Here is a 22,195-nt window from a genome sequence, read left to right as displayed (position 1 = left end):
TTCTCTATTTTCCGACAGTTGAGAGGGGCGGAGCACATATGGGCTTCGCCCCTCTCTTCATTTATCCGCCGGCAGCCGAGATGATGGCCTGCCGATCGGGTTCGTCAGCCAGATCGACGCGGATCGTCACTCCCTCGCGGGCCGGTTTGCGCAAGGCTTTGGCCCCGTCTGGGTCCACGATAAGCAGCTGCCGCTCTTCCAGCGCCTGAAGCCTCGATCGCGAGATGCCGAGCTCGTTGGCGAGCAGCCGGTCGAGCCGCAAGGATGTCGGCATTTCCAACCCAAGCTGGAGCTCCAACCCGGTTGCGCTTTCCCTGTTGCCGCCAAGCCTCTGCTTGTGGACGGCGACATCGGGAAATTCCTCGATACGTCCCACGCGGCTGCGCAACGCAACGACATCGAAAGCATGGCGCCGGGCCAGCGCCGGATCGTTGCTTTCGAGCGCTGCCAGCCGTGCCGGTTCGATGTCGCGGCGGTTGCAGCGCTCCAATATGTCGAAATTCCAGGAATTGTCGCAGTCGATGCAGCGGTAGATCAGCCAGACGTCGATGCGCTTGCCGTTGGCGTTGACGCGGAATTTTCCGCTGCTGCAATAGGCCTTCACGGTGCCGCAGCGGTTGCAGTTGATGAGCGGTCGAGGTGCGGTCCTGGGCGCGATCGCCCAGCGGATACGCAAGGAGCCAGACATGGCGATACGTCCTTCCCGTCGGGAAGTTCATCAGGCCGGCGATGTTGAGATGCCCATGCGGGCACGGCGTGGCGAGAAACTGCGGCAATGGAAAAATCAGGCGTCACGGGCAAAGCGCGCGACAGCGGTTCAGCAGTGCCAAACCGGTCTCGAACCGCCGCCCAGAGGAACACATGAAAATAAAACCAGGCACCGCGAATGCCGCGCCATGCAGTGTGTCGGGGGAGTTGACGAGACCGGCGGTTACTGAGGCAAAGTGAAGCTCACAATTGTTTCGCGGCGGCTCTTCTAGCCGCGAGATGCCAGACAGGCAAGCCTCCCCTTCGGCTGGCAATGCATGCTCGATACGAGACGACATGGGCCTACTGGGGGCGTCGCGCTGCCCCTCATTGCCCTGCCGGGCATTTCTCCCCGTAAACGGGGCGAAAGACGCTGGCCGTAATGCCGGCTCCCTTCTTGCAACGTGGGTGATTGGCGAAATCAATATGAGAGCGTCTCTCGCCCCGTTCACGGGGAGAGGATGCCGGCAGACAGGTGAGGGGCGGCGCTGACCTCAAAAATTTATCCGGCCCTGGCCTCCGCTATCACTGTGGAATCAGTTCGGTTAATGTGGCCGATCGAACCCTAAGCAGGGACACCCTCAGATGCACATCACCTCGCTGCTGATCTTCGCCGCCGCGTTGTTCGTTGCCGCCGGCTCGCCCGGGCCGTCGATCGCCGCACTCGTCGCCCGCGTCATCTCGAAAGGCTTTCGCGACGTGTTCCCGTTCCTGCTCGCCATGTGGATCGGCGAGGCCATCTGGCTGTCGCTGGCGGTGTTCGGGCTGGCTGTCGTGGCGCAGAGTTTTCACTTCGCCTTCGTGGTCGTGAAATGGGCCGGCGTCGCCTATCTTGCTTATCTTGCTTTCAAGATGTGGACCGCGCCGGTCGACGCGAAAGAGGGCGAGATGCCGCGCGAGGATTCGCCCGCAAAACTGTTCTTTGCCGGCATGGCGGTGACGCTCGGCAACCCCAAGATCATGATGTTCTACCTGGCGCTGTTGCCGACCATCATCGATCTCGCCTCGGTCAGCATTGTCGGCTGGGTCGAACTGACGGCGACCATGGCGGTGGTTCTGGTCGCCATCGATCTCGCCTGGGTGCTCGCCGCCTCGCAGGCGCGCAAGCTCCTGAAGAGCAAGCGCGCCATGAAGATCGCCAACCGTGTCAGCGCCACGACGATGGCAGGTGCCGCGGCGGCGATCGCGGCGCGATCCTGAGCCGACGCGTCAGCCCATCATATTGATGACCGGCGCGATCTCGACGTTGCAGTTGGGCTCCATCAGGATTGGACAGCCCTTGGCTTTGCTGGCGGCGTCGTCGATGTCTTTGGCTTCGATGATCGAATAGCCGCCGGTCGGGTTGCTGCCGCCATTGTTCTCGATCTTGCCACTGGGCAGGACGGTCTTCGACATGCCGACCGGATTGCCGCGGTCGACAACGGCCGCGCCCAGCTTTCCAAACCAGCCTGCCCAGGCGTCGACCATTGCTTTGCGGTCGGCCTCGGTCGTCGGCATCTTGCCGGAGCCGTGATAGACGTAGAGAAATTTCGCCATGTTCTCCTCCCTTGGTCAGCGGCATCGAACCGGCATGCGGTCATGCCGCCTGCCGATCATCGGACCAAACCGGCAAACAAGCAACGAGAATGCGAAACAGCTAATATAATGGGCGGTTTGGATTCCAGCCGCCGCGCCTCACCGCGCCATCGCGTGGTATTCGTCGTTCGGCCGCATGTCGATTGCCGCCGCCACCCGGTTCGACATGTTGAAGAAGGCGGCGGTCGAGGCGATGTCCCAGATGTCGCGGTCGGTGAAGCCGGCCTGGCGCAGCGCGGCCCGGTCGGCCTCGACGATCTTTGCCGGCCCTTCGGTGAGCTTGACGGCGAATTCGAGCATTGCGGCCTGCTTTGGCGAAAGGTCGGCGGCGCGGAAGTTCATCACCATCATCTCGCCGAGCGCCGGATCGCCGGACAACTGGCGCACCGCCGCGCCATGCGCGGTCAGGCAATAATAGCATTGGTTGATCGAGGAGACGGCGACCGCGATCATCTCGCGCTCCAGCTTCGACAGGCCTGATTCACCCAGCATCAGGTCGGTGTACATGTCGGTGAAGGCGCGCAGCTTCTTGTCGTCGAAGGCATAGGCGCGCAGCACGTTGGGAACGAGGCCGAGCTTCTCCTCGCATTTGGCGAAATAGGCTTTTGTCGCCTCGCTCGGCTCTTCTAAGCCAAGGTCAAGCGCGGTGATTTTGCCGGTCATGGGTCATTCCTCCTCGGTGGGCGACGGATTGCCGCAGAGCTCCGATAATTCTTGGCAAGCCGTCAAACCTTTGTCGCCAAACAGCGGTCATCTGCTACGATAGTCGTAAAAGCATTCGACGGGAGGAAATAGCGTCATGGCCAGCGTGAAATCCGCGAGCAAGCCGAAGAAAAAAGCCACGGCAGCGGCGAAGGCGGAGGAAAGGCCAGCCAGGCTTGCCGACTATCTGCTCGCCCGCGCGCCGGCGGAAGACATCGCCACCTATGAAGCGGCCGACCTCGAACGCGCCGCCGATCTCGCCGGCCAGGCGGTCGCCGGCCACAAAAAGGGCGAGTGCGTCGTCGCCGTCGATGCCGGTTCGGGCGTTGCCCGCGAGGGCCGTCCGGTGACGGTGATCACGGTCGTCAACGACAACATGCCGTTCCTGTTCGATTCCATCCTCGGCGAGGTCACCGAGACTGCCGGCGAACCGACCCTGGTCACTCACCCGGTCATTACGGTTCGCCACGGCAAAGGCGGTGTGGAAGAAATCCTCGGCGACGGCAATTTCGCCAAGGACGACGGCAATCACGACCGGCTGAGCGTCATCCATGTCCACATCCCGCGGCTGACCGCCGAGCAGGCGAACGCGTTGGCAGAGCGGCTGCGCAAGATGCTCGGCCAGGTTCATGCCGCCGTGCACGACTGGAGGCCGATGCTGGCTCGGCTCGACCAGGCGATCTCGGAGTTCCGCTATTCGGCGGTGCCGCTCGACAAGAAGAGCGTTGCCGAGGCGATCGCCTTCCTGGAGTGGCTGCGCGACGACAATTTCACCTTCCTCGGCATGCGCGAGTTCAAATACACCGGCGGCGAGGAAAGCGGCACGCTGGAGCGCGCCGACAAGCCCGGCCTCGGCATCCTGTCCGATCCCGACGTGCTGGTGCTCAGGCGCGGCACCGAAGCGGTGACGACAACGCCGGAAATCCGCGCCTTCCTGCATGGGCCGGAACCGCTGATCGTCACCAAGGCCAATGCCAAGTCTTCGGTGCATCGTCGCATCTATCTCGATTACATCGGCGTCAAGACCTACACGTCCAAGGGCACGCTGGCAGGCGAACTGCGCATCGTCGGCCTGTTCACCTCGACCGCCTACACCCGCTCGGTGATGAAGATCCCGTATCTCAGGTCAAAGGCCGAAACCATCATCGCCAAGTCCGGCTTCGACCGGCACGACCACTCCGGCAAGGCGCTGATCAACGTGCTGGAGAGCTATCCGCGCGACGAATTGTTCCAGGTGCCGGTGCCGATCCTGAGGAAGCACGCCGCCGCCATTCTCGGCCTGGTCGAGCGGCCGCGCGTTCGGGCGCTGGTGCGCGCCGACCAGTTCGACCGCTTCGTCTCGATCCTCGTCTTCGTGCCGCGCGACCGCTACGACAGCGTGGTGCGCGAGAAGATCGGCAGCTATCTCAAGACGGTGTTCGAAGGCCGGCTGTCGGCCTATTACCCGGCCTTCCCCGAAGGCGGGCTGGCGCGCGTGCACTTCATCATCGGCCGTTCCGGTGGCAAGACGCCGAAGGTCGAGCAAGCGACGATCGAGGCGGCGATCCGCGACATCGTGCGCACCTGGGAGGATGCCCTTTCCGATGCGGCGGACGCCAATGGCGGCGACCAGGCATTGAAGGCCATCGCCGGCCGGCTCCCGGAAAGCTACCGCGATTCGTTCAGCGCGGCGGTGGCGCTGGCCGATGCCGGGCGCATCGCCAAGATCAGCGCCAGCAATCCGATCGCTATCGACTATTATCGCCATGCCGAGCAGAAGCCACACCAGGCGGCGTTGAAGATCTATCACCACGGCAGCCCGGTGGCACTGTCGCGGCGCGTGCCGGTGCTGGAGAACATCGGCTTCCGCGTCATCAGCGAGCGCACTTTCGAGGTCGGCGGCGACCAGTCCGGCCTGGTCTTCATCCACGACATGGAGCTGGAGAACAGCTACGGCAAGCCGATCGACCTTGGCGATGGCGGTGCGCTGTTCGAGGACGCGTTCCTGTCCGTCTGGCGCGGCGACGTCGACAATGACGGCTATAACGGCCTTGCCCAGACCGCCGGCCTGTGGTCGGGCGAGATCACCATCCTGCGCGCCTATGGCCGCTATCTGCAGCAGGTCGGCATTCCGCAAAGCCAGGATTTCATCGCCGCCGCGCTCAACCGCTATCCCGATATCGCGCGTGGCCTGCACGCGCTGTTCATCGCCCGGCTCGGCCCGACAGCCGAGACCGAAGGCGTGGTGGCGGCAAAGCACCTCAAGGCCAAGATCAGGGATGCGCTGGAAGATGTGCCGAACATCGACGACGACACCATCATCCGCCGCTACCTCAATCTGATCGAAGCCTCGCTGCGCACCAATCATTTCGTTGCCGATACGAAAGAGAAAGGCCAGTCACTGGCGATCAAGCTCGATTCGCATGCGGTCGAGGGATTGCCGGCGCCGCGGCCGTGGCGGGAGATCTTCGTCTACGGCTCCGAGGTCGAGGGGCTGCATCTGCGCTTCGGCCCGGTGGCGCGTGGCGGCCTGCGCTGGTCGGACCGCGCCCAGGACTACCGCACCGAGGTGCTCGGCCTAGTCAAGGCGCAGCAGGTCAAGAACGCCGTCATCGTGCCGGTTGGCGCCAAGGGCGGCTTCTTCCCCAAGCGTCTGCCGGTGGGCGGCAGCCGTGACGCGATCTTCGAGGCCGGCACCTCGGCCTACAAGAACTTCGTCTCCAGCCTGCTGTCGATCACCGACAATATCGGCCTCGACGGGGTCATCCCGCCGGTCGGAGTCGTGCGCCGCGACCCGGACGATCCGTATTTCGTCGTTGCCGCCGACAAGGGTACGGCGACCTTCTCCGACACGGCCAATGCCATCAGCGAGAAGCATGGCTTCTGGCTCGACGATGCCTTCGCCAGCGGCGGTTCCGCCGGCTACGACCACAAGAAGATGGGCATCACCGCCAAGGGCGCCTGGGAAGCGGTCAAGCGGCATTTCCGCGAGATCAACCGCGACATCCAGACCTCGCCCTTCACCGTCGCTGGTGTCGGCGACATGTCGGGCGACGTGTTCGGCAACGGCATGCTGTTGTCGCCGAAGACCCGCCTGATCGCCGCCTTCGACCATCGCGACATCTTCATCGATCCCGATCCGGACATGGCGGCGTCGATGGCCGAGCGCGAGCGCATGTTTGCCCTGCCGCGTTCGAGCTGGCAGGACTACGACAAGACGAAACTGTCGGAAGGCGGCATCATCGTGTCGCGCAACCAGAAGTCGATCACCTTGCCGGCGGCAGCCGCAGCGGCGATCGGCCTGGCCAAGACGACCGCCACGCCGGTCGAGATCATGACCGCGATCCTCAAGGCGCCGGTCGATCTTCTGTGGTTCGGCGGCATCGGTACATATCTGAGGGCATCCAGCGAAACCAACGCCGAGGTCGGCGACCGCGCCAATGATGCCATCCGCATCACCGCGCTCGACGTGCGCGCCAAGGTGATTGGCGAGGGCGCCAATCTCGGCGTCACGCAGCGGGCGCGCATCGAGTTCGGCATGAATGGCGGCCGCTGCAATTCCGACGCCATCGACAATTCGGGCGGCGTCAACTGCTCCGACGTCGAGGTCAACATCAAGATCGCGCTGGCGTCGGCCATGCGCAAGGGATCGCTGACGCGTGCGGCGCGCAACAAGCTGCTGGCCGAAATGACCGACGAGGTCGGCTCGCTCGTGCTGTCCAACAACTACCAGCAGACGCTGGCGCTTTCGATCGCCCGCAAGCGTGGCCTTGCCGACATCGCGCATCAAAGCCGCTTCATGACGGCACTGGAGGCACGCGGCCTGCTCGATCGCGTGGTCGAAACACTGCCGTCGCCGGCAGCGCTTGCCGAGCGCGAAGCGCGCGGCGAACCGCTGACCAGGGCCGAGCTCGGCGTGCTGCTCGCCTATGCCAAGATCGTGCTGTTTTCCGACATCGTCGCCAGCGACGTGCCTGACGACGCGCATTTCGACCGCGACTTGATGGGCTATTTCCCGGACCGGATGGCGAAGAAATACGCCGCCGAAATCCACGGCCACCGGCTGCGCCGCGAGATCATTGCCCGCGTCGTCGCCAACGACCTGGTCAATCGCGGCGGCCCGTCCTTCGTCAACCGGCTGCAGGAAGCCACGGGGCGCACCGCCGGCGACGTGGTGCGCACCTTCGCCGTCGTACGCGACGGTTTTGCGCTGCCGGCGCTCTATCGCGAGATCGACGCGCTCGACAATCTTGTCGACGGCCAGGTGCAGCTCGATCTCTACCAGATGGTCAGCCGACTGATCTATGTCACCAGCGGTTGGTATCTGAAGAACGACGCCGGCACGGCACCGCTCGGCCTGCGCATCGCCGAACTGCAGGAAGCACGCAAGGCACTGGAACCCAAGCTCGTTTCGCTGCTGCCGGCCTTTTCGCGCGAGCGGATCGAGGAGAAGCGGCACGGACTGTTCAAGAGCGGCGCGCCGGAAAGGCTGGCCGAGCAACTGGCGCTGAGCGAGGTGGCGGAACTCATCCCCGACATTGCTCTCACGGCCCGCACCGCCGGTGCCGACATCGTCGCTGCGGCCAAGGCGTTCTTCGCGGTCAGCGATGCCTTCCGCATTCCGCGCGTCGAGGACGCGGCGCGCTCGATCACGCCCTCGGACTACTACGATCAGCTGGCGCTTTCGCGTGCCACCGACACGATCGGCGCGGCACGGCGCGGCATTGCCGTTGCCGCACTCACCGGCCACGCGACGGCACCGGATCCGGTGGCGGCCTGGCTGGAAGCCGGCGGCGAGCGGGTGGCGCGCATCCGCGAGCGGCTGCAGGCACTGACCGAAGGCGGCGACATCACCGTGTCGCGGCTGTCGGTTGCGTCCGGATTGATGAGCGATCTGACGGGGATGTGAGGCTCCGCAAGCGTGGGTTCCTCGCCCCCGCCAGAGCTGGCAGGGCAATCGCATATCGGAAGCCGAGGTTTTCGCCCTACGAATACCCCCACCCCTAACCCCTCCCCACAAGGGGGAGGGAGACTTTCGTAGACGCCGATCTCGGCAAATTGGCCAAGTTCGACGCCAGGCATGATGGATAAAGGCGCGCGGCAGCGTTCCCTCCCCCTTGTGGGGAGGGTTAGGGTGGGGGTCCTTCTTCGCAACCCTATAGGCGACCGCCCCGCCAGAGCGGGCGAGGAACCCAAGGGCAATGAGGGCGGCGCTATGCTTGTTCGTTTGCACCATCATGAAAAAACATGCAGACATGGCGCGTGATGCGCGGAGCGGATGCTGAGGAGGGGATATGGCCGAAGTAGCAGTGCAGCGCGCGTCCGGGCGCGGCATCTGGGGGTGGATGTTCTTCGACTGGGCGGCGCAACCGTTCTTCACCGTCGTCACCACCTTCATCTTCGGCCCCTATTTCGTTTCGCGCATGGCGAGCGATCCGACCACCGGCCAGGCGGTCTGGGGCTACGGCATCGCCGCGGCCGGACTGGTCATCGCCGTGCTGTCGCCGATCCTCGGCTCGATCGCCGACCAGACCGGACCGCGCAAGCCGTGGATCGCCTTCTTCGCCGCGATCAAGATCACCAGCCTTTGCCTGCTCTGGTTTGCTGCCCCCGGCTCCAACCTGTTCCTGATCGTGGCGCTGTTCTCGCTGGCTTCGGTGGCGGCTGAATTCTCGACCGTGTTCAACGATTCGATGATGCCGCGCCTGGTGCCGAAGAGCGAAATCGGCCGCATCTCCAACATCGCCTGGGGTCTCGGTTATCTCGGCGGCATGATCGCGCTGATCTTCGTCGTCACCTGCCTGGCCGGCTCGCTCGAGACCGGCAAGACGATCATTGGCATCGACCCGCTGTTCGGGCTTGATCCGAAGCTCGGCGAGGATGCGCGGGCTACCGGGCCGTTGTCAGCCGGCTGGTACTTCCTGTTCATCCTGCCGATGTTCTTCTTCACGCCGGACGCCATCAAGGGCATACCGATCGGACCGGCGGTGCGCGAAGGCTTGTCGGAGCTGAAGTCGACGCTGGCCGAGGTGCGCCAGCGCGGCGGCATCTTCCGCTTCCTCGTCGCCCGCATGATCTACCAGGACGGCGTCAATGCGCTGCTGGCGTTGGGCGGCACCTTCGCGGCGGCGATGTTCCACTGGTCGATCACCGAGATCGGCCTGTTCGGCATCATCCTCAATGTCGTCGCCATCCTCGGCTGCTGGGTCGCGGCGCGCCTTGATACCGCACTCGGCTCCAAGGCGGTGGTGGTGATTGCGCTGGTCATGCTGTCGATCGCCACGATCGGCGTCGTCTCGACTGGTCCGGGCTTCACGCTGCTCGGCCTGATACAGTTCTCGACTGCCGATTCGGGCGGCCTGTTCAGCACGGCGGCCGAAAAGGCCTACATCGCCTACGGCCTGCTGATCGGCCTGGCCTTCGGGCCGGTGCAGGCGTCGTCGCGCTCCTACATGGCACGCAGCGTCACGGCGGCAGAATCCGGCCGCTATTTCGGCATCTATGCTCTGGCCGGGCGTGCAACCAGCTTCCTGGCGCCGTTCCTGGTGGCGACGATCACCGCCGTCAGCGGCTCGGCTCGGCTCGGCATGGCGGTGATCATCCTGTTCCTGGCCATCGGCATGGCGATCCTGATCAAGACGCCCTATCCGGCGGACCGGCCGGCGGAATAGTCCGGCGTCGGCGCTGCCCCTCACCCTTACCCTCTCCCCGTGAAGAACGGGGAGAGGGGGTCGCCAGCGTTGGAGCGTTTCCCTTCTCCCCTTCGCTATACGGGGAGAAGGTGCCGGCAGGCGGATGAGGGGCAGCGCCGACCTTCAGAAAATCAGCTCAATGTCTGAAATGCCTCACGCCGGTAAACACCATGGCGATGCCGTGTTCGTCGGCGGCGGCGATGACGTCGTCGTCGCGCATCGAGCCGCCCGGCTGGATGACGGCGGTGGCGCCGGCTTCGATGGCTGACAGCAATCCGTCGGCGAAGGGGAAGAAGGCGTCGGAAGCGACGACCGAGCCCTTGGTCAGCGGTTCGGCAAGGCCCGCGGCCTCGGCCGCGTCGAGCGCCTTCCTTGCGGCGATGCGCGAGGAATCGACCCGGCTCATCTGACCTGCGCCGATGCCGACGGTAGCGCCATCCCTGACGTAGACGATGGCATTGGACTTGACGTGCTTGGCGACGCGGAAGGCGAATTTCAGGTCGGCCATTTCGGCCGGCGTCGGCGCGCGCCTGGTCACCACCTTCAGCTCGAGGTCGTCGACCACGGCATTGTCCCTGCCCTGGACGAGCATGCCGCCGGCGACGGATTTGACCGTCGTGCCAGGCGTGCGCGGGTCCGGCAAGCCGCCGGTGACCAGCAGGCGCAGGTTCTTCTTGGCCGCGACGATCGCCGCAGCCTCCTCGGTCGCATCGGGCGCGATGATCACTTCGGTGAAGGTTTTCACGATCTCTTCCGCCGCCTCGGCGTCGAGGGTGCGGTTCACAGCGACGATGCCGCCGAAGGCCGAGACCGGATCGCAGGCGAGCGCCTTGACGTAGGCGGCCTTCAGCGAGGCGCCTTCAGCGACGCCGCACGGGTTGGCGTGCTTGATGATGGCGACGGCGGCGGAGCGCGCCGGATCGAATTCGCCGGCCAGTTCGAAGGCGGCGTCGGTGTCGTTGATGTTGTTGTAGGACAGCTGCTTGCCCTGCAGCTGGCGCGCCGTGGCGACGCCCGGCCGCTTGTCGCCGTTGACATAGAAGCCGGCGCTCTGGTGCGGATTCTCGCCATAGCGCATCACCTCGACCAGCCTGCCGCCAAAGGCGCGCCATGTCGGATGCTCGATCTCGAGCGCCTCGGCGAACCAGCCGGAGATCGCCGCGTCATAGGTGGCGGTCCGGGCAAACGCCTTGGCCGCCAGCTTCTTGCGGAAATCCAGCGACAGCGAGCCGATGTTCATCTCCAGTGCGTTCAGCACCGAGGCGTAGTCGCCGGGATCGGTGACGATGGCGACATAGGCGTGGTTCTTGGCCGAGGCGCGGATCATCGCCGGGCCGCCAATGTCGATGTTCTCGACAATCGCGGCATAGTCGGCGCCGGAGCGGCGGACCTCCTCGAACGGATAGAGATTGGAGACGACGAGATCGATCGGCTCGATGCCGTATTTGCGCATCGCAGCCGCATGCTCCGGGTCGTCGCGCACGCCGAGCAGCGCGCCATGCACCGACGGGTGCAAGGTCTTGACGCGGCCGTCCATGATTTCGGGAAAACCGGTGAGCTCGGAGACGTCGCGCACCGCTAGGCCTGCCTCGGCGATCGCCTTTGCCGTGCCGCCGGTCGAGACCAGCTCGACGCCCGCCGCCGCCAGCGCCCTGGCAAAATCGATCAGGCCGGTCTTGTCGAAAACGGAGAGCAGGGCGCGGCGCACGGGAACGAGGTCAGGTGCGGGAATATTCTTGGCGGCGACGGCCATGGGCTGGCGGCCTTTCACGGCTAAGCATGATGCCGAAAAGTTGCAGACTTTTCGGATAAACATCATGCGACAAAACAAAAAGCCAGAGCGGAATTTCGCGTTTCAACTTGAACGCATTCCGCTCTGGTGTGATGGATGCCCGCGCCGTAGCACATGAGGCCCGGAAATCAAGCGTCGCGCGTCATTCAACGGTTTCATACGCAATTTGCCAGCCTTGGATATAGGCTCATCTGCTGGTGATGGAGGAAAACCGATGGCATTTGTCCGTATTGGCCAGTTCAAAGCGTTGCCGGATACGACGGAGCAATTGCGGGCGATCTACGAAACCGAGGCGATCCCCGCCATCCGCGCTGCAAACGGCAACATCAGCGCCGTGCTGTTGCAGCAGCATCAAGCCCCCGACACATTCATGGCAATCACCGTCTGGAGCAGGGCCGAGGACGCGGAGCGCTATGACCGCAGCGGCCAGGCGGCGGCGATGGTCGACAAAATCCGCTTCGCCTTCGCCGGCCCGCCATCGCTGAGCACCTACGACGCCTTCGGCATTTCGCAACAGGCTTGAGCAAGCCGACTGTTATCGCGCGTCAGCTCAGTTGTTCTCGGGATAACCGGCGACGCTGGTGCGCGTCAGCTGCCAGTGGACTTCGGCGACTTCCGAGGCCTTGAAGGCAAGCACGATCTGCCGGCTGCGGCGCGGGCCGCCGAGACCGGCGAAATAGATCGATTCCTCGACCTCAGGCACCACTTCGCTTGATGTGAACACCCAGGTGTCGGCCTGATCGCCGGCCAGGACCAGGCGGTCGTGCTCGTCCTGCAGCAGGTTGACATCGGGGTGGACGTGGAAGCGGATGGTGACGAAGTCGCGGCCGTTGTTGCGGATCGCGGCATTGCCGGGCCGTTGGAAGCGGTCCCTGCCGGCCAGCACATTGCCGTTCGACGACAGTTTCAGCTCGCGCTCGTGCAGGAAACCGAAGCGCGGGACATAGCCGTCATGGCGGGCCATGAAACCCTGCACACCCTTCTGGTCGATGCGCTTGCACTGCACCTGCTGCGGGCCGCCGATCAGCGGCGAGCCGAGCAGGTCGTTGACGCGCAGCGAATGGCTGAAGCGTGCCGACGAGGTGTCGTTGATGGTGGCTGTCGAGTGCGCGGCGGTGGCGCGCGCCAGCGGCCGGAACTCGGCGGCGCCATAGGTGTCGATGCCGGCATTGACGATGTAGTGCTGGCGGCCGGACGACAGTTCGAAGGCGAGGCAGCCGGCGTGCGCGGCGTTGGACACGTCGAGCGGCGGCGGCAGGCCGGTATCGGCGATGACCGTCGCGCCGCCCATCGACAGGCGCTCATAGCCGGAATGCGGCGCATGCAGCAGCGGCGCGCCGGCGGTATCGTCGTGACGCAGGATGGTGGCGATGCGGTCGTGGATGGTGGCGCCCATGCCGTTGAAGCGGGCGAGGCTGCCATCCTGATGGCGGAAGAATCGCAGCGCCGGCAGCATGCGGTCGATGGCGCCGATCAGGGCCTGCGGCGGCGTTTCGGCCTGGTTGGCATAGGTCTGGCGCAGCGGCAGGAGATCAGCGAGGATCTCCAGGACGGCCATCGGATTGCGCGAAATATGGCCGCCGTCGGCAAGGATCTGGCGGTCGAGTTCCTCGGCGAGGTTGCGGGTCGCACCGCGCAGAGCCGATGCCGGCGCCGGCAGTGAAAGAGCGGCGAAGGCCAGCGCGATGCGGGCGCGCAGCCTGTCCTTGCCATCCGGCATTTCGCGCGCCATCGACCTGAGATAGCGGATCTGCATCGCAAGCGATTTCAGGAAGGCGCGGTAGAAGGGGAACTCCGCGCCCTGCAGCACGACGGAGGAGTGCTGCAGCCAGGCGATGATGCGCTTGGCTGTCGTGCCGGGCTCCCAGGCGATGCCGGAAATATGGCTGCCATGGATGGCGATCCAGTCGGAGACCAGGGCGCGGGCGTTGGCGGCGGCGAGCTCGGTGCCGGCGGCGCGCATGTGACGCAGCCAGCGAAAGCCGTGCAGCGTCTTTTGCCAGCCATGGTTGGGCACATTGATCTGGAAAGGCGACTTGCCGCAGGTCTCGACCAGATGCCCCGACAGGGGATAGCGGCCGTAGTAGATCTCGAGCGCAATCTGCGGGTCGGCCAGGCGCAGGTCCGGCGGTGCGATCAGCACACGTTCCGGCGTGCGGCCGGAATAGCGCCAGCGATAGACTGGCCCGGCACGGAGGCGCCGGCGCGTCTTGCGCCAGAACTCCTTCGCGACAAGCGTCCATAGACGCGTCGTGCTGCTGGCAACGAGTGCCAAATACCCTCCTGATCGTCCTCTAACCCCGGCGCAACTGTATATGATTCAAGAACTTATGCGAAGGCGGATTCCGCCGAAGTGAAGGCGTTCACCCCGGCGTGGCATCATCGACCCCAAAAAAGTCAAGCCTTCCGGGATCATATCGCCGGTTGCCTTGCCGCTCATTTCCTCGTGTGGCGGCGTCGGAACTCGCTGGGCGAACACTTCTCGCGATCCCGAAAGAGCCGGGAAAAGTAGAAGGCATCGTGTATGCCAACCGCCGCGGCCACCGTTTCAACGGGTGAATCGGTGGCCACCAGCAATTGCTTGGCGAGGTCGAGCCGGATACGCAGTTGGAATGCCTTGGGCGAAAGTCCGGTGTGCAATGCAAACTTGCGGCGCAGGGTCGCCGGCGACATGCTGAATTTCTCGGCGAAAGCTTTGAAGTCGAGCGGTTCGACCGCGCGATGGCGCAGGTCATCGATGGCGTGCTGAAAATCGGGATAGGCTTTGCCGCTGCCCCAGCCAACCGCTTGCCGGGTGGCCCGCACCACCAATCGATGCAATGTGGCGGCGGCTTCCGCCTGACTTAGCGCTGTATCCAGGGACAGCTCAGCATACAGTCGATCAAACAGTCGTTGCATGTCGCCGAGGTTCGATAAACGAACGATCGGCGCTTCTTCGACGATCAGCCGCATGCGCGTGAAATCGCGCGTCAAGGCACCTTCGAAGAGTGCCCAGCGCTCGGTCCATCCCGACTGGTCCGGTCCATAAGAATGCACCTTGCCCGGGAATAGCCAGAACAGGCTGGGCGCTACGATTGCCTGCTTGCCCGCGGCCCTTGTTTCCAGCCAGCCCTGCCCTCCCTCCACCAGCACCACCGCGAAGTCCGGCAGTCTTCGCCCTACAATGGCCTGCTTGACACGCTGGCGGCCGGCCCCTGTCACCGACAGGCCGCCCATGGCTGCGGGCGGCGATTGGTACAATGCCAGTTGCTGATCAGGCATGAGCGAAAAGTCCAGGTTGCTTCTTCTGTTCATGGGCACTGGCCACGACAATAAGGCATTGTCCGCCCAGGCCGGAAGCCATGGATGATTGAAATGTCTATTTCGCCCGCAAAGCTAGTATCGCAGAAGACCAACGGCAAAGTGCTGTCGACGGCACCGAACCGGTTGGGATATCTCACCCCGACCGATCCCTCCGTCGGCATCGAGACCATTCGCCGTCTCTACGGGATGCAAGGCTATGTCTGGCTCAAAGGCCTGCTGCCGCCCGACGACGTGATCGACTTTCGGAGCTGGGTGCTTTCGCGGCTGGTGGATAGCGGACTTCTGAAGCCCGGCAGCGATCCGTCGCTGGGCATTGCTTCCGAAGGTGGATTCGATCGCCAGCTCGCCGATCGCCGGCTGATGTCGCTGGTCCGGTCAACCGCCTTCGAAGGTTTTTGCGCGCAACCGCGCCTGTCCCATCTCATGGACAAGTTCGTGCGTGGGTTATCCTATCTGCACAAGCGCAAGATCATGCGGTTCACCTTGCCCGGAACAACCGCGGCGACGCCGGCGCATTACGATCTTGTCTATCTGCGCGGCGGCACCAGCCGCGTCGTGACGGCGTGGATACCGCTTGGCGACACGCCGGTTGATATGGGCGGTCTCGTCTATCTCGAAGGATCGCACGCGATCGGCGTCGATATGGAAGCCCGGTTCAACAGGGACAATGCTGGCCTGGATGCCGAGGAGCGCATCAGTGCCTACAACCGCAACATGACCGAAGGTGGCTGGGTGTCGAAGGATTTGCCTGATATGGCGGAACGGTTCGACACGCGCTGGCTGATCGCGGATTTCGAGGCGGGCGACGTCGTTCTTCACTCGCCCTACATGATCCATGCCTCGACGACCAACCAGAGCACGAGCGGGCGAATCCGGTTGTCGACCGACATCCGCTACCAGAATGTCGACGACGAAATCGATGCCCGTTGGAGCAATCACTGGAGCTTGGACGACATGCTCTAAGGTGTGTCGATATCCAGGTGATGCCGGCCTGCAAACGATGGCTTTCTGCGCTTCCGGTGCTCACGGACTCGAATGTCCGCTCCGCTCCGGTTCTCGAAAGCCATCGTTTTCGGCTCGGCCTGACCTGAATCTCAACACACCTTAGGCTCGACGCATGCGGGCGGCGAAGAAGCCATCCAGGCCGGAGCGTTCCGGCGTGCCAAGGTTGAGGTCAGCGGGCGTGGTGCGCAGCGTGCCCTGCGGTGTCAGGAAAGGATCGATTCCGGCGATCTCACCTTGCTGCAGGGGATCGTCAACGACCGCCGCCCCCTTGAGAAAAGCACGATGCAGGTCCTCGCCCTCGAGCGGGTCGAGCGAGCAGTTGGAAAAGACGATCCTGCCGCCGGGTTTTACCAGCGTGACGGCGCGGGCGAGCAGCCTGCGCTGCAGGTCGGCGAGCTTTTCGACATCGGCCGCCGTCTTGGTCCATGGCACGTCGGGATGCCGCCGCACCGTGCCGGTCGACGAGCAGGGCGCGTCGAGGAGCACGGCGTCGAACAATTCCTTCGGCTCGTATTGGGTGAGGTCGGCCTGGACGATGTCGGCCGCCAGGCCGAGACGGTCGAGATTCTGCGCCAGCCGCGCCAGCCGGTTCTTCGACGTGTCGACGGCGGTGACCACGGCGCCAGCAAGGATCAGCTGCGCCGTCTTGCCACCGGGGGCGGCGCAGAGATCGGCGACGCGCAAGCCCCTGACATCGCCGAACAGCCGCGCCGGCAGGCTGGCCGCGGCGTCCTGAACCCACCAGGCACCCTCGGTGAAGCCGGGCAATTCGGTGACGGCATTGGCAAGCTTCTCGATCCGCACCGTACCGGTCGGCAGGACAATGCCGCCGAGCTTTTCGGCCCACAGTTCGGGATCGGCCTTGACCGAGAAATCGACCGGCGCTTCGTGCCGATGCGCGGCGAGAATCCGCCCGGCCTTCTCGTTGCCATAGGCGGCCTTCAGGCGGTCGGAAAACCATTTTGGCGCCTCGTCGGTGGCGGCAAGGGCGGCAGGCAATTCCGTTTCCTTGGCCCGCGCCAGCGTGCGCAGCACGCCGTTGACCAGGCCGGAAAAGCGCACCGTGCGCGGATCGGACTTGGCGTGGGTGACGGCCAGGTCGACGGCAGCGCTGTCGGGGATGTCGAGGAACAGGATCTGTGCGGCCGCGACATGCAATATGTGCGACAGCGCGGTGGCGTTGGGCGGCAGCGGCTTCTCCAGGCGCCGCGCCAGCAGCCCGGTGATCGTCATGCGATAGCGCAGCGCGGTGACCAGAATGGCGCGGACCAGGCCACGGTCGCGCAGGTCGAGCGCCTTGTATTGCGGATGGCCGTTCTCGTGGTCGGTCAGCCCGTCGAGCGGCGTCCTGGCGTCGATGACGGCGGCAAGCAGGCGCGCCGCCGCCTTGCGGGCGGCAAGACCGGCAACGAAGTCGCCGCTGTCCCTGTGTTCCTGATCGCCTGAAACGGTGCGTCGAGGTGCTTTGTCCGCCACGCTCACGACCACCGGCCTTTGGGCCCGGTCGGGTTACGCCCCCATGGATTGCGCTTCGGCTCGGCAGGTTCCGCCGGCTGCTCGGGCCGTGCTGCCTGGTCCCACGGGCCTGATGGCCGCTGTTCGTCCGCCTGCCGGGGCGCCGGGGCCTGGCGCGGGGCGGCCTTGGCGTTGCCGCCTTCCATCTCGCGCGCCATCGCCTGCAAGGCGGCGATGCGGTTGTCGGTGCTCGGGTGGGTGGAAAACAGACTGTCCATGCGCTCGCCGGAAAGAGGATTGATGATGAAGAGATGGGCCATTGCCGGATTGCGCTCGGCATCGGGGTTGGGAATGCGTTCGGCGCCACGGGCGATCTTGTCAAGTGCCGACGCCAGCCAGAGCGGGTGTCCACAGATTTCGGCGCCGCGCCGGTCGGCCTCGTATTCCCGGGTACGGCTGACCGCCATCTGCACGATCATGGCGGCAAAGGGCGCCACGATCATCGCCGCCAGCACGCCGACAAAGCCGAACGAATTGTTGTTGTTGCGATTGCCGCCGAGGAAGAAGGCGAAATTGCCGAGCATCGAGATGGCGCCGGCAAAGGTGGCGACGATCGTCATGGTCAGAGTGTCGCGATGCTGCACATGGGCGAGCTCATGCGCCATCACAGCGGCGACCTCTTCATGGGTCAGTGCCTGCAACAGGCCGGTGGAGGCGGCGACGGCGGCGTTCTGCGGGTTGCGGCCGGTGGCGAAGGCGTTCGGCTGCGGATTGTCGATCAGGTAGGTCTTCGGCATCGGCAGGCCGGCCTGCTGGGCCAATGATTGAACGATGGCGTAATATTCGGGCGCGTTCCTTTCGTCGACCTCGACGGCGCGGTTCATCGACAGCACCATCTTGTCGGCGTTCCAGTAGCTGAACAGATTGGTGCCGGCGGCGATGACCAGCGCGATCATCATGCCGCCGGTTCCGCCGATCAAAAAGCCGACGCCCATGAACAGCGCCGTCATCGCGGCAAGAAGCATGGCGGTGCGAAGTGTGTTCATCGTCTGCTCCTGTTCCTGTGAAAGGGGGTCGAACCCTGTAAGCTCATCGCTATATGATGGGAAATGCCAGTTCCCGTTTCAATCCGCCGGAAATATCGCATGAACGATGAAAGCAGTAAAACCGATGCCGACCTTGGCCATGACGTCCAGCCGAAGGCGCTGACGCCGGAAGCCCGACGTGCGCTGGCGGAGGCCGAAGCAAGGCGCGTGAAATATCTGGAGAAGGAAGCCGCTGTGCCGAAGGAAATCGGCGGCCGTGGCGGCAAGGAGCCCGGCCGCTATGGCGACTGGGAGGTCAAGGGCCTGACCAGCGATTTTTAGGCGTTGCCAGCTTTTGTTTTTATGCCTGTCGTTATCCCAAAACCGCTGCGCACTTTTGGGCGACACGCATCAGGACGCCGCCGCGGCACTTTGCATTCGCTCCAGACCAAGCCGGCCCTGAGAGTCGGTGACTGCCGTCAGGTTGCCATAGTCGAAGATGGTGGCGTGCGGCGTTTCCATCTTGTGCTGATGTGTCGCGGTGACGACGACCACCGTGGCGCCGGCGGCCTCGGCCGCCTGGATGCCGGGCACTGCGTCCTCGAAAACCAGGCAGTCGCGTGGGTCGAAGCCGAGCCGCTCGGCCCCCAGCCGGAAGCAGTCGGGCGCCGGCTTGCCGTGCGACACGTCTTCGCCCGTGACCAGGGTGGCGGGAAGCGGAAGGCCCGCCGCCTCGATCCGCCGCAGCGCAAGCGCGCGCGGCGATGAGGTGACGATCGCCCAGCGCTGTGGCGGCAACGAGGCCAGGAAAGCCGCCGCGCCGGCGATGGCATGAATTCCTTCGACGTCAGCGATCTCGGCTCGCGAGATCTCGTCCGCCTCATGCTGGGGATCGACACCTGGGAGTGCCAGCCGGCGGACGGTCTCGATCGCCCTGATGCCATGCATCGTCGGCAGGAAAGCCGCCACATCCAGGCCGTGCCGGGTCGCCCAGGCGCTCCAGACCCGCTCCGCGGCGGCGATCGAGTTGAGCAGCGTGCCGTCCATATCGAAGAGGAAGGCTGCGAATTTCTTGCCTGCGAACATGGTTTTCCTTGAGCCCGAGGGAGCGCTTGCGGCGGTTGCCGAACCTAACGTCGCGGCGTCCCTGTGGGAAGGCGCGGGGGCCATCTTTTCGATGGTCCCAGGGAACCACGGCCCTGCCTTTCGCGTTTGAGCAAAACTGTTTTCCGCGATAATCGAAGGGGACTGCGATGCTGATCCGGCTCGGCTACGAAATCGCCATCGAATGCACCGAGGCCACTCCGGTGATCTCGCTGCTCGAGATCCACAAGGACCGCCAGGCCGACATCAAGCGGCAGACGCGGGTGCTGACCTCGCCCGCCGTGCCGACACGGCTTTACCACGATCTGCATGGCAATGCCTGCCGCCGCTTCACGGCGCCGGCGGGCGGCTTTCGCATCCTTTATGACGCGGTTGTCGAGGACAGCGGCGAGACCGATGCGGTCAACACGCTGGCCCGGGAAGTGCCGGTGGCGGAGCTGCCGGACGAGGTCCTCGGTTATCTCCTCGGCAGCCGCTATTGCGAGACGGATCATCTGAGCGGTCTGGCCTGGCAGCTTTTCGGTCATGTCCCCTCGGGCTGGGCGCGGGTGCAGGCGATCGTCGACTATGTCCACAACCGCCTGTCGTTCGGCTATGGCTATGCCCGCTCGACGCGCACCGCGGCGCAGGCGCATGAGGAACGGGTCGGCGTCTGCCGCGATTTCGCCCATCTGGCGATCACGCTGTGCCGCTGCATGAACATTCCGGCGCGCTATGTGAATGGCTATCTCGGCGACATCGGCGTGCCGGTCGATCCGGCGCCGATGGATTTTTCGGCCTGGCTGGAAGTGTTCCTCGACGGCAAATGGTACACGTTCGATGCCCGCCACAACACGCCGAGGACCGGCCGCGTCGTCATCGCGCGCGGCCGCGACGCGACCGACGTGCCGCTGCTGCACAGCTTCGGCCCGCACCGGCTCAGCCTGTTCAAGGTGTGGACTTACGAACAGGAGGGCAATCTGTTCAACCCGCCCTATCACGGCGTCGATCGGACCGTCAGCGCACAGATGCTGGCCTAGTCTTACGGCCGCTGGGGCGTGTAATCCGACCGCTTCGCATCCTGCGGTTTTGGGACAGCTGGCCCGCTTCGGCACAGAAGCGCTGTGCCGCAACAGGACGTCATCGGGCATTTCGCGATTCCTCGGTTCCGATGATGGTAAGCGGCTCGTAAACGAAGCCGCGGCGGCGCTTTTCCGTTTACCAGCCGTTCACCTTTGCAAACGTCGAAACCAAACAAAAACAATAAGTTGTTGGTGAAGGGCCGATCTTCTGCCACGTAGCGCCGTCACCCGGCTGGAATCCTGCATTGTCCTTCCTGCGGCGACGAGGCCGAGGCGAGTGGGGGCTGTAGGATGCGGAATTACGGGGGTCTTGTTCACGCGGTCGGCGTCTTTGCCAGACATCGCGGTGGAAATTTCGCGGTCCTGTTCAGTCTTGCCGCCTCGGTCTTGGCGCTAGCTGTTGGCTTTTCCGTCAACATATCACAGCTCTACAGCGCCAGGTCGAGCCTGCAGGGTGTGGTCGACGCCGCGGTGACGTCGACGGCACGCGACCTGACGATCGGGGTCATCAAGGAAGCCGATGCGAACGCATCGGTGCAGGCGTTTCTCGATGCCAACAGCCAGGCGGGCATCCTGCAGGCCGACCAGATCGTCATGGACAGGCTGACTGTCAACAGGACCGCCAAGACGGTCCAGGCGGACGTCCATGTCGATGTCGGCCTGTATTTCCCGATTTTCGGCATGGAGAACATGAAACGCGTCGCCGCTTCCACGACGGCGCTCTATTCGGACAGGACCATCGAAGTGGCGATGATGCTCGATGTGACCGGGTCGATGGCAGGTCAGAAGATCGAGGATCTGAAGGCGGCCGCCAGCAACGCGGTCGATAGTTTCCTGGGCAACAACCGGGATCCGTCCGAGCCAAGGGTGCGCGTCTCCATCGTGCCCTACGCCAATTCGGTCAATACGGGATCGCTTGCCGCCAGCAGCGTCTATGTCGAAACCGAGGCCAGCCAGCGCAAGCAGGCGCCCGGCAACACCAGTGCGCAGCCTGTTTCGGCGTCGGCGCGCCCGGACAATTGCGCCACCGAACGCAAGGGTGCCGATCAATATTCGGACGCCGGTCCGGACTCCAGCATGGTCAATCGCGACTATCTGTTGTCGTTGTTCGTCCGTAGTCCTCAAGGTGGGGGGACCGCAACTTGCCCGGTCGCAGCGGTCGTGCCGTTGACGGCCAACGCCGACGCACTCAAGAACGTCATCGACGATTTTGTCGCATCGGGCGGCACGGCCGGCCATATCGGCGTGCAATGGACCTGGTACATGCTCTCGGAGAATTGGGGTAGCGTGATGAAGGCCTCGGAGCGGCCGGCTAGGATGGATCCGAAGAAAGTCGCCAAATATGCGATCCTGATGACCGATGGCGAATTCAACCTGTCCTATTTCGACGCTAACAGCGTCGACAAGGTCTACAACAATGCCGGCAAGGAGCCGACCCGCACGGCAGCAAAGACGCTTTGTGCCGCCATGCGAGCCAAAGGCATCGAAATCTTCACGATCGGCTTCAATCTGAACGAGCCCAATGCCGAAGCGACCCTGAAGGACTGTGCCAGCACCGACAGCGGTTCGATCAAGCATTTCTATCAGGCCGCCACCGGTGCCGAACTCAACAACGCCTTTCAGACGATTGCCCGCAACATCGAAACCCTGGCGCTGACCAAGTAGGTCCTGAAGCGCGTCGCGTTTGATCGAATTTCGGCGACGCGCTTTAGGTCCTTATTTTTATGCATGTCGTTGCCCCAAAACCGGGGCCAC

17 protein-coding genes are annotated in these 22,195 nt (G+C 64.2%); 8 read left to right on the top strand and 9 right to left on the bottom strand.

Annotated features, from left to right (window positions below):
• Window positions 1-61 precede the first annotated feature (61 nt).
• Entirely contained in the window at window positions 62-688 is a 627-nt protein-coding gene (locus BPNPMPFG_RS20515; protein ID WP_258590503.1) for a DUF1062 domain-containing protein, read from the bottom strand.
• 644 nt (window positions 689-1,332) lie between these two features.
• Between BPNPMPFG_RS20515 and BPNPMPFG_RS20510 the strand changes: the two genes are divergently transcribed.
• Entirely contained in the window at window positions 1,333-1,947 is a 615-nt protein-coding gene (locus BPNPMPFG_RS20510) for a LysE family translocator (RefSeq protein ID WP_258590502.1), read from the top strand.
• 9 nt (window positions 1,948-1,956) lie between these two features.
• Here BPNPMPFG_RS20510 and BPNPMPFG_RS20505 read toward each other — a convergent pair whose 3' ends face one another.
• Both BPNPMPFG_RS20505 and BPNPMPFG_RS20500 read right to left on the bottom strand, forming a co-directional pair.
• Complete coding sequence (locus BPNPMPFG_RS20505; RefSeq protein ID WP_258590501.1) at window positions 1,957-2,283, bottom strand: YciI family protein; 327 nt, start codon at window positions 2,281-2,283, stop codon at window positions 1,957-1,959.
• Window positions 2,284-2,421: 138 nt separating this feature from the next.
• The gene (locus tag BPNPMPFG_RS20500; protein ID WP_258590500.1) at window positions 2,422-2,985 is read right to left on the bottom strand and encodes a peroxidase-related enzyme; all 564 of its coding nucleotides are present in this window, start codon (window positions 2,983-2,985) and stop codon (window positions 2,422-2,424) included.
• Between the two features lie 136 nt (window positions 2,986-3,121).
• Between BPNPMPFG_RS20500 and BPNPMPFG_RS20495 the strand changes: the two genes are divergently transcribed.
• Window positions 3,122-7,912 carry an NAD-glutamate dehydrogenase gene (locus BPNPMPFG_RS20495; protein ID WP_258590499.1) on the top strand — a complete coding sequence of 1,597 codons (4,791 nt, stop codon included), beginning with the start codon at window positions 3,122-3,124 and terminating at the stop codon, window positions 7,910-7,912.
• Window positions 7,913-8,297: 385 nt separating this feature from the next.
• Complete coding sequence (locus BPNPMPFG_RS20490) at window positions 8,298-9,674, top strand: MFS transporter (RefSeq protein WP_258590498.1); 1,377 nt, start codon at window positions 8,298-8,300, stop codon at window positions 9,672-9,674.
• Window positions 9,675-9,831: 157 nt separating this feature from the next.
• Here BPNPMPFG_RS20490 and purH read toward each other — a convergent pair whose 3' ends face one another.
• Window positions 9,832-11,448, bottom strand: a complete 1,617-nt coding sequence (gene purH / locus BPNPMPFG_RS20485; protein ID WP_258590497.1) for a bifunctional phosphoribosylaminoimidazolecarboxamide formyltransferase/IMP cyclohydrolase — start codon at window positions 11,446-11,448, stop codon at window positions 9,832-9,834.
• A gap of 253 nt (window positions 11,449-11,701) precedes the next feature.
• On the opposite strand from purH, the gene BPNPMPFG_RS20480 reads away from it, so the two are divergent.
• Complete coding sequence (locus BPNPMPFG_RS20480; RefSeq protein WP_258590496.1) at window positions 11,702-12,010, top strand: putative quinol monooxygenase; 309 nt, start codon at window positions 11,702-11,704, stop codon at window positions 12,008-12,010.
• Between the two features lie 27 nt (window positions 12,011-12,037).
• Here BPNPMPFG_RS20480 and BPNPMPFG_RS20475 read toward each other — a convergent pair whose 3' ends face one another.
• Both BPNPMPFG_RS20475 and BPNPMPFG_RS20470 read right to left on the bottom strand, forming a co-directional pair.
• A complete protein-coding gene (locus tag BPNPMPFG_RS20475) occupies window positions 12,038-13,762 on the bottom strand; it encodes a heparinase II/III family protein (protein WP_258590495.1) in 1,725 nt (574 codons plus the stop codon).
• A 161-nt stretch (window positions 13,763-13,923) separates the two neighbouring features.
• Window positions 13,924-14,781 carry a helix-turn-helix transcriptional regulator gene (locus tag BPNPMPFG_RS20470; RefSeq protein WP_413776791.1) on the bottom strand — a complete coding sequence of 286 codons (858 nt, stop codon included), beginning with the start codon at window positions 14,779-14,781 and terminating at the stop codon, window positions 13,924-13,926.
• A 60-nt stretch (window positions 14,782-14,841) separates the two neighbouring features.
• Between BPNPMPFG_RS20470 and BPNPMPFG_RS20465 the strand changes: the two genes are divergently transcribed.
• Complete coding sequence (locus BPNPMPFG_RS20465) at window positions 14,842-15,753, top strand: phytanoyl-CoA dioxygenase family protein (RefSeq protein WP_258590494.1); 912 nt, start codon at window positions 14,842-14,844, stop codon at window positions 15,751-15,753.
• Between the two features lie 141 nt (window positions 15,754-15,894).
• Here the strand turns inward: BPNPMPFG_RS20465 and BPNPMPFG_RS20460 are convergent, their stop codons facing one another.
• Both BPNPMPFG_RS20460 and htpX read right to left on the bottom strand, forming a co-directional pair.
• Window positions 15,895-17,277 carry an RsmB/NOP family class I SAM-dependent RNA methyltransferase gene (locus BPNPMPFG_RS20460; RefSeq protein WP_258590493.1) on the bottom strand — a complete coding sequence of 461 codons (1,383 nt, stop codon included), beginning with the start codon at window positions 17,275-17,277 and terminating at the stop codon, window positions 15,895-15,897.
• Window positions 17,274-18,296, bottom strand: a complete 1,023-nt coding sequence (gene htpX / locus BPNPMPFG_RS20455; protein ID WP_258590492.1) for a zinc metalloprotease HtpX — start codon at window positions 18,294-18,296, stop codon at window positions 17,274-17,276. Before htpX ends, BPNPMPFG_RS20460 begins: the two co-directional genes overlap by 4 nt.
• A 99-nt stretch (window positions 18,297-18,395) precedes the next feature.
• Between htpX and BPNPMPFG_RS20450 the strand changes: the two genes are divergently transcribed.
• A complete protein-coding gene (locus BPNPMPFG_RS20450) occupies window positions 18,396-18,617 on the top strand; it encodes a DUF1674 domain-containing protein (protein ID WP_258590491.1) in 222 nt (73 codons plus the stop codon).
• A gap of 69 nt (window positions 18,618-18,686) precedes the next feature.
• Here BPNPMPFG_RS20450 and BPNPMPFG_RS20445 read toward each other — a convergent pair whose 3' ends face one another.
• A complete protein-coding gene (locus BPNPMPFG_RS20445) occupies window positions 18,687-19,361 on the bottom strand; it encodes an HAD-IA family hydrolase (protein ID WP_258590490.1) in 675 nt (224 codons plus the stop codon).
• A 167-nt stretch (window positions 19,362-19,528) separates the two neighbouring features.
• Between BPNPMPFG_RS20445 and BPNPMPFG_RS20440 the strand changes: the two genes are divergently transcribed.
• Together BPNPMPFG_RS20440 and BPNPMPFG_RS20435 are read left to right on the top strand one after the other, a co-directional pair.
• Window positions 19,529-20,398, top strand: coding sequence for a transglutaminase-like domain-containing protein (locus tag BPNPMPFG_RS20440; protein ID WP_258590489.1), 870 nt, complete (start codon window positions 19,529-19,531; stop codon window positions 20,396-20,398).
• A 333-nt stretch (window positions 20,399-20,731) separates the two neighbouring features.
• The gene (locus BPNPMPFG_RS20435; RefSeq protein WP_258590488.1) at window positions 20,732-22,105 is read left to right on the top strand and encodes a pilus assembly protein; all 1,374 of its coding nucleotides are present in this window, start codon (window positions 20,732-20,734) and stop codon (window positions 22,103-22,105) included.
• The last annotated feature ends 90 nt before the right edge of the window (window positions 22,106-22,195 follow it).

The sequence above is a fragment of the Mesorhizobium sp. AR07 genome, assembly GCF_024746815.1.
Taxonomy (GTDB): Bacteria; Pseudomonadota; Alphaproteobacteria; order Rhizobiales; family Rhizobiaceae; genus Mesorhizobium.
The sequence above is the reverse complement of the archived record's forward strand: the minus strand, read 5'-3'. Positions and strand labels throughout refer to the sequence as shown.

Bases quoted from the DNA above. Each gene is read 5' to 3' on its own strand.
- BPNPMPFG_RS20450 (WP_258590491.1), top strand. From the start codon at position 18,396: ATGAACGATGAAAGCAGTAAAACCGATGCCGACCTTGGCCATGACGTC.
- BPNPMPFG_RS20465 (WP_258590494.1), top strand. From the start codon at position 14,842: ATGTCTATTTCGCCCGCAAAGCTAGTATCGCAGAAGACCAACGGCAAA.
- htpX (WP_258590492.1), bottom strand. From the start codon at position 18,296: ATGAACACACTTCGCACCGCCATGCTTCTTGCCGCGATGACGGCGCTG.
- BPNPMPFG_RS20510 (WP_258590502.1), top strand. From the start codon at position 1,333: ATGCACATCACCTCGCTGCTGATCTTCGCCGCCGCGTTGTTCGTTGCC.
- BPNPMPFG_RS20480 (WP_258590496.1), top strand. From the start codon at position 11,702: ATGGCATTTGTCCGTATTGGCCAGTTCAAAGCGTTGCCGGATACGACG.
- BPNPMPFG_RS20495 (WP_258590499.1), top strand. From the start codon at position 3,122: ATGGCCAGCGTGAAATCCGCGAGCAAGCCGAAGAAAAAAGCCACGGCA.
- BPNPMPFG_RS20440 (WP_258590489.1), top strand. From the start codon at position 19,529: ATGCTGATCCGGCTCGGCTACGAAATCGCCATCGAATGCACCGAGGCC.
- BPNPMPFG_RS20470 (WP_413776791.1), bottom strand. From the start codon at position 14,781: ATGAACAGAAGAAGCAACCTGGACTTTTCGCTCATGCCTGATCAGCAA.
- purH (WP_258590497.1), bottom strand. From the start codon at position 11,448: ATGGCCGTCGCCGCCAAGAATATTCCCGCACCTGACCTCGTTCCCGTG.
- BPNPMPFG_RS20490 (WP_258590498.1), top strand. From the start codon at position 8,298: ATGGCCGAAGTAGCAGTGCAGCGCGCGTCCGGGCGCGGCATCTGGGGG.
- BPNPMPFG_RS20500 (WP_258590500.1), bottom strand. From the start codon at position 2,985: ATGACCGGCAAAATCACCGCGCTTGACCTTGGCTTAGAAGAGCCGAGC.
- BPNPMPFG_RS20515 (WP_258590503.1), bottom strand. From the start codon at position 688: ATGTCTGGCTCCTTGCGTATCCGCTGGGCGATCGCGCCCAGGACCGCA.
- BPNPMPFG_RS20435 (WP_258590488.1), top strand. From the start codon at position 20,732: ATGCGGAATTACGGGGGTCTTGTTCACGCGGTCGGCGTCTTTGCCAGA.
- BPNPMPFG_RS20445 (WP_258590490.1), bottom strand. From the start codon at position 19,361: ATGTTCGCAGGCAAGAAATTCGCAGCCTTCCTCTTCGATATGGACGGC.
- BPNPMPFG_RS20505 (WP_258590501.1), bottom strand. From the start codon at position 2,283: ATGGCGAAATTTCTCTACGTCTATCACGGCTCCGGCAAGATGCCGACG.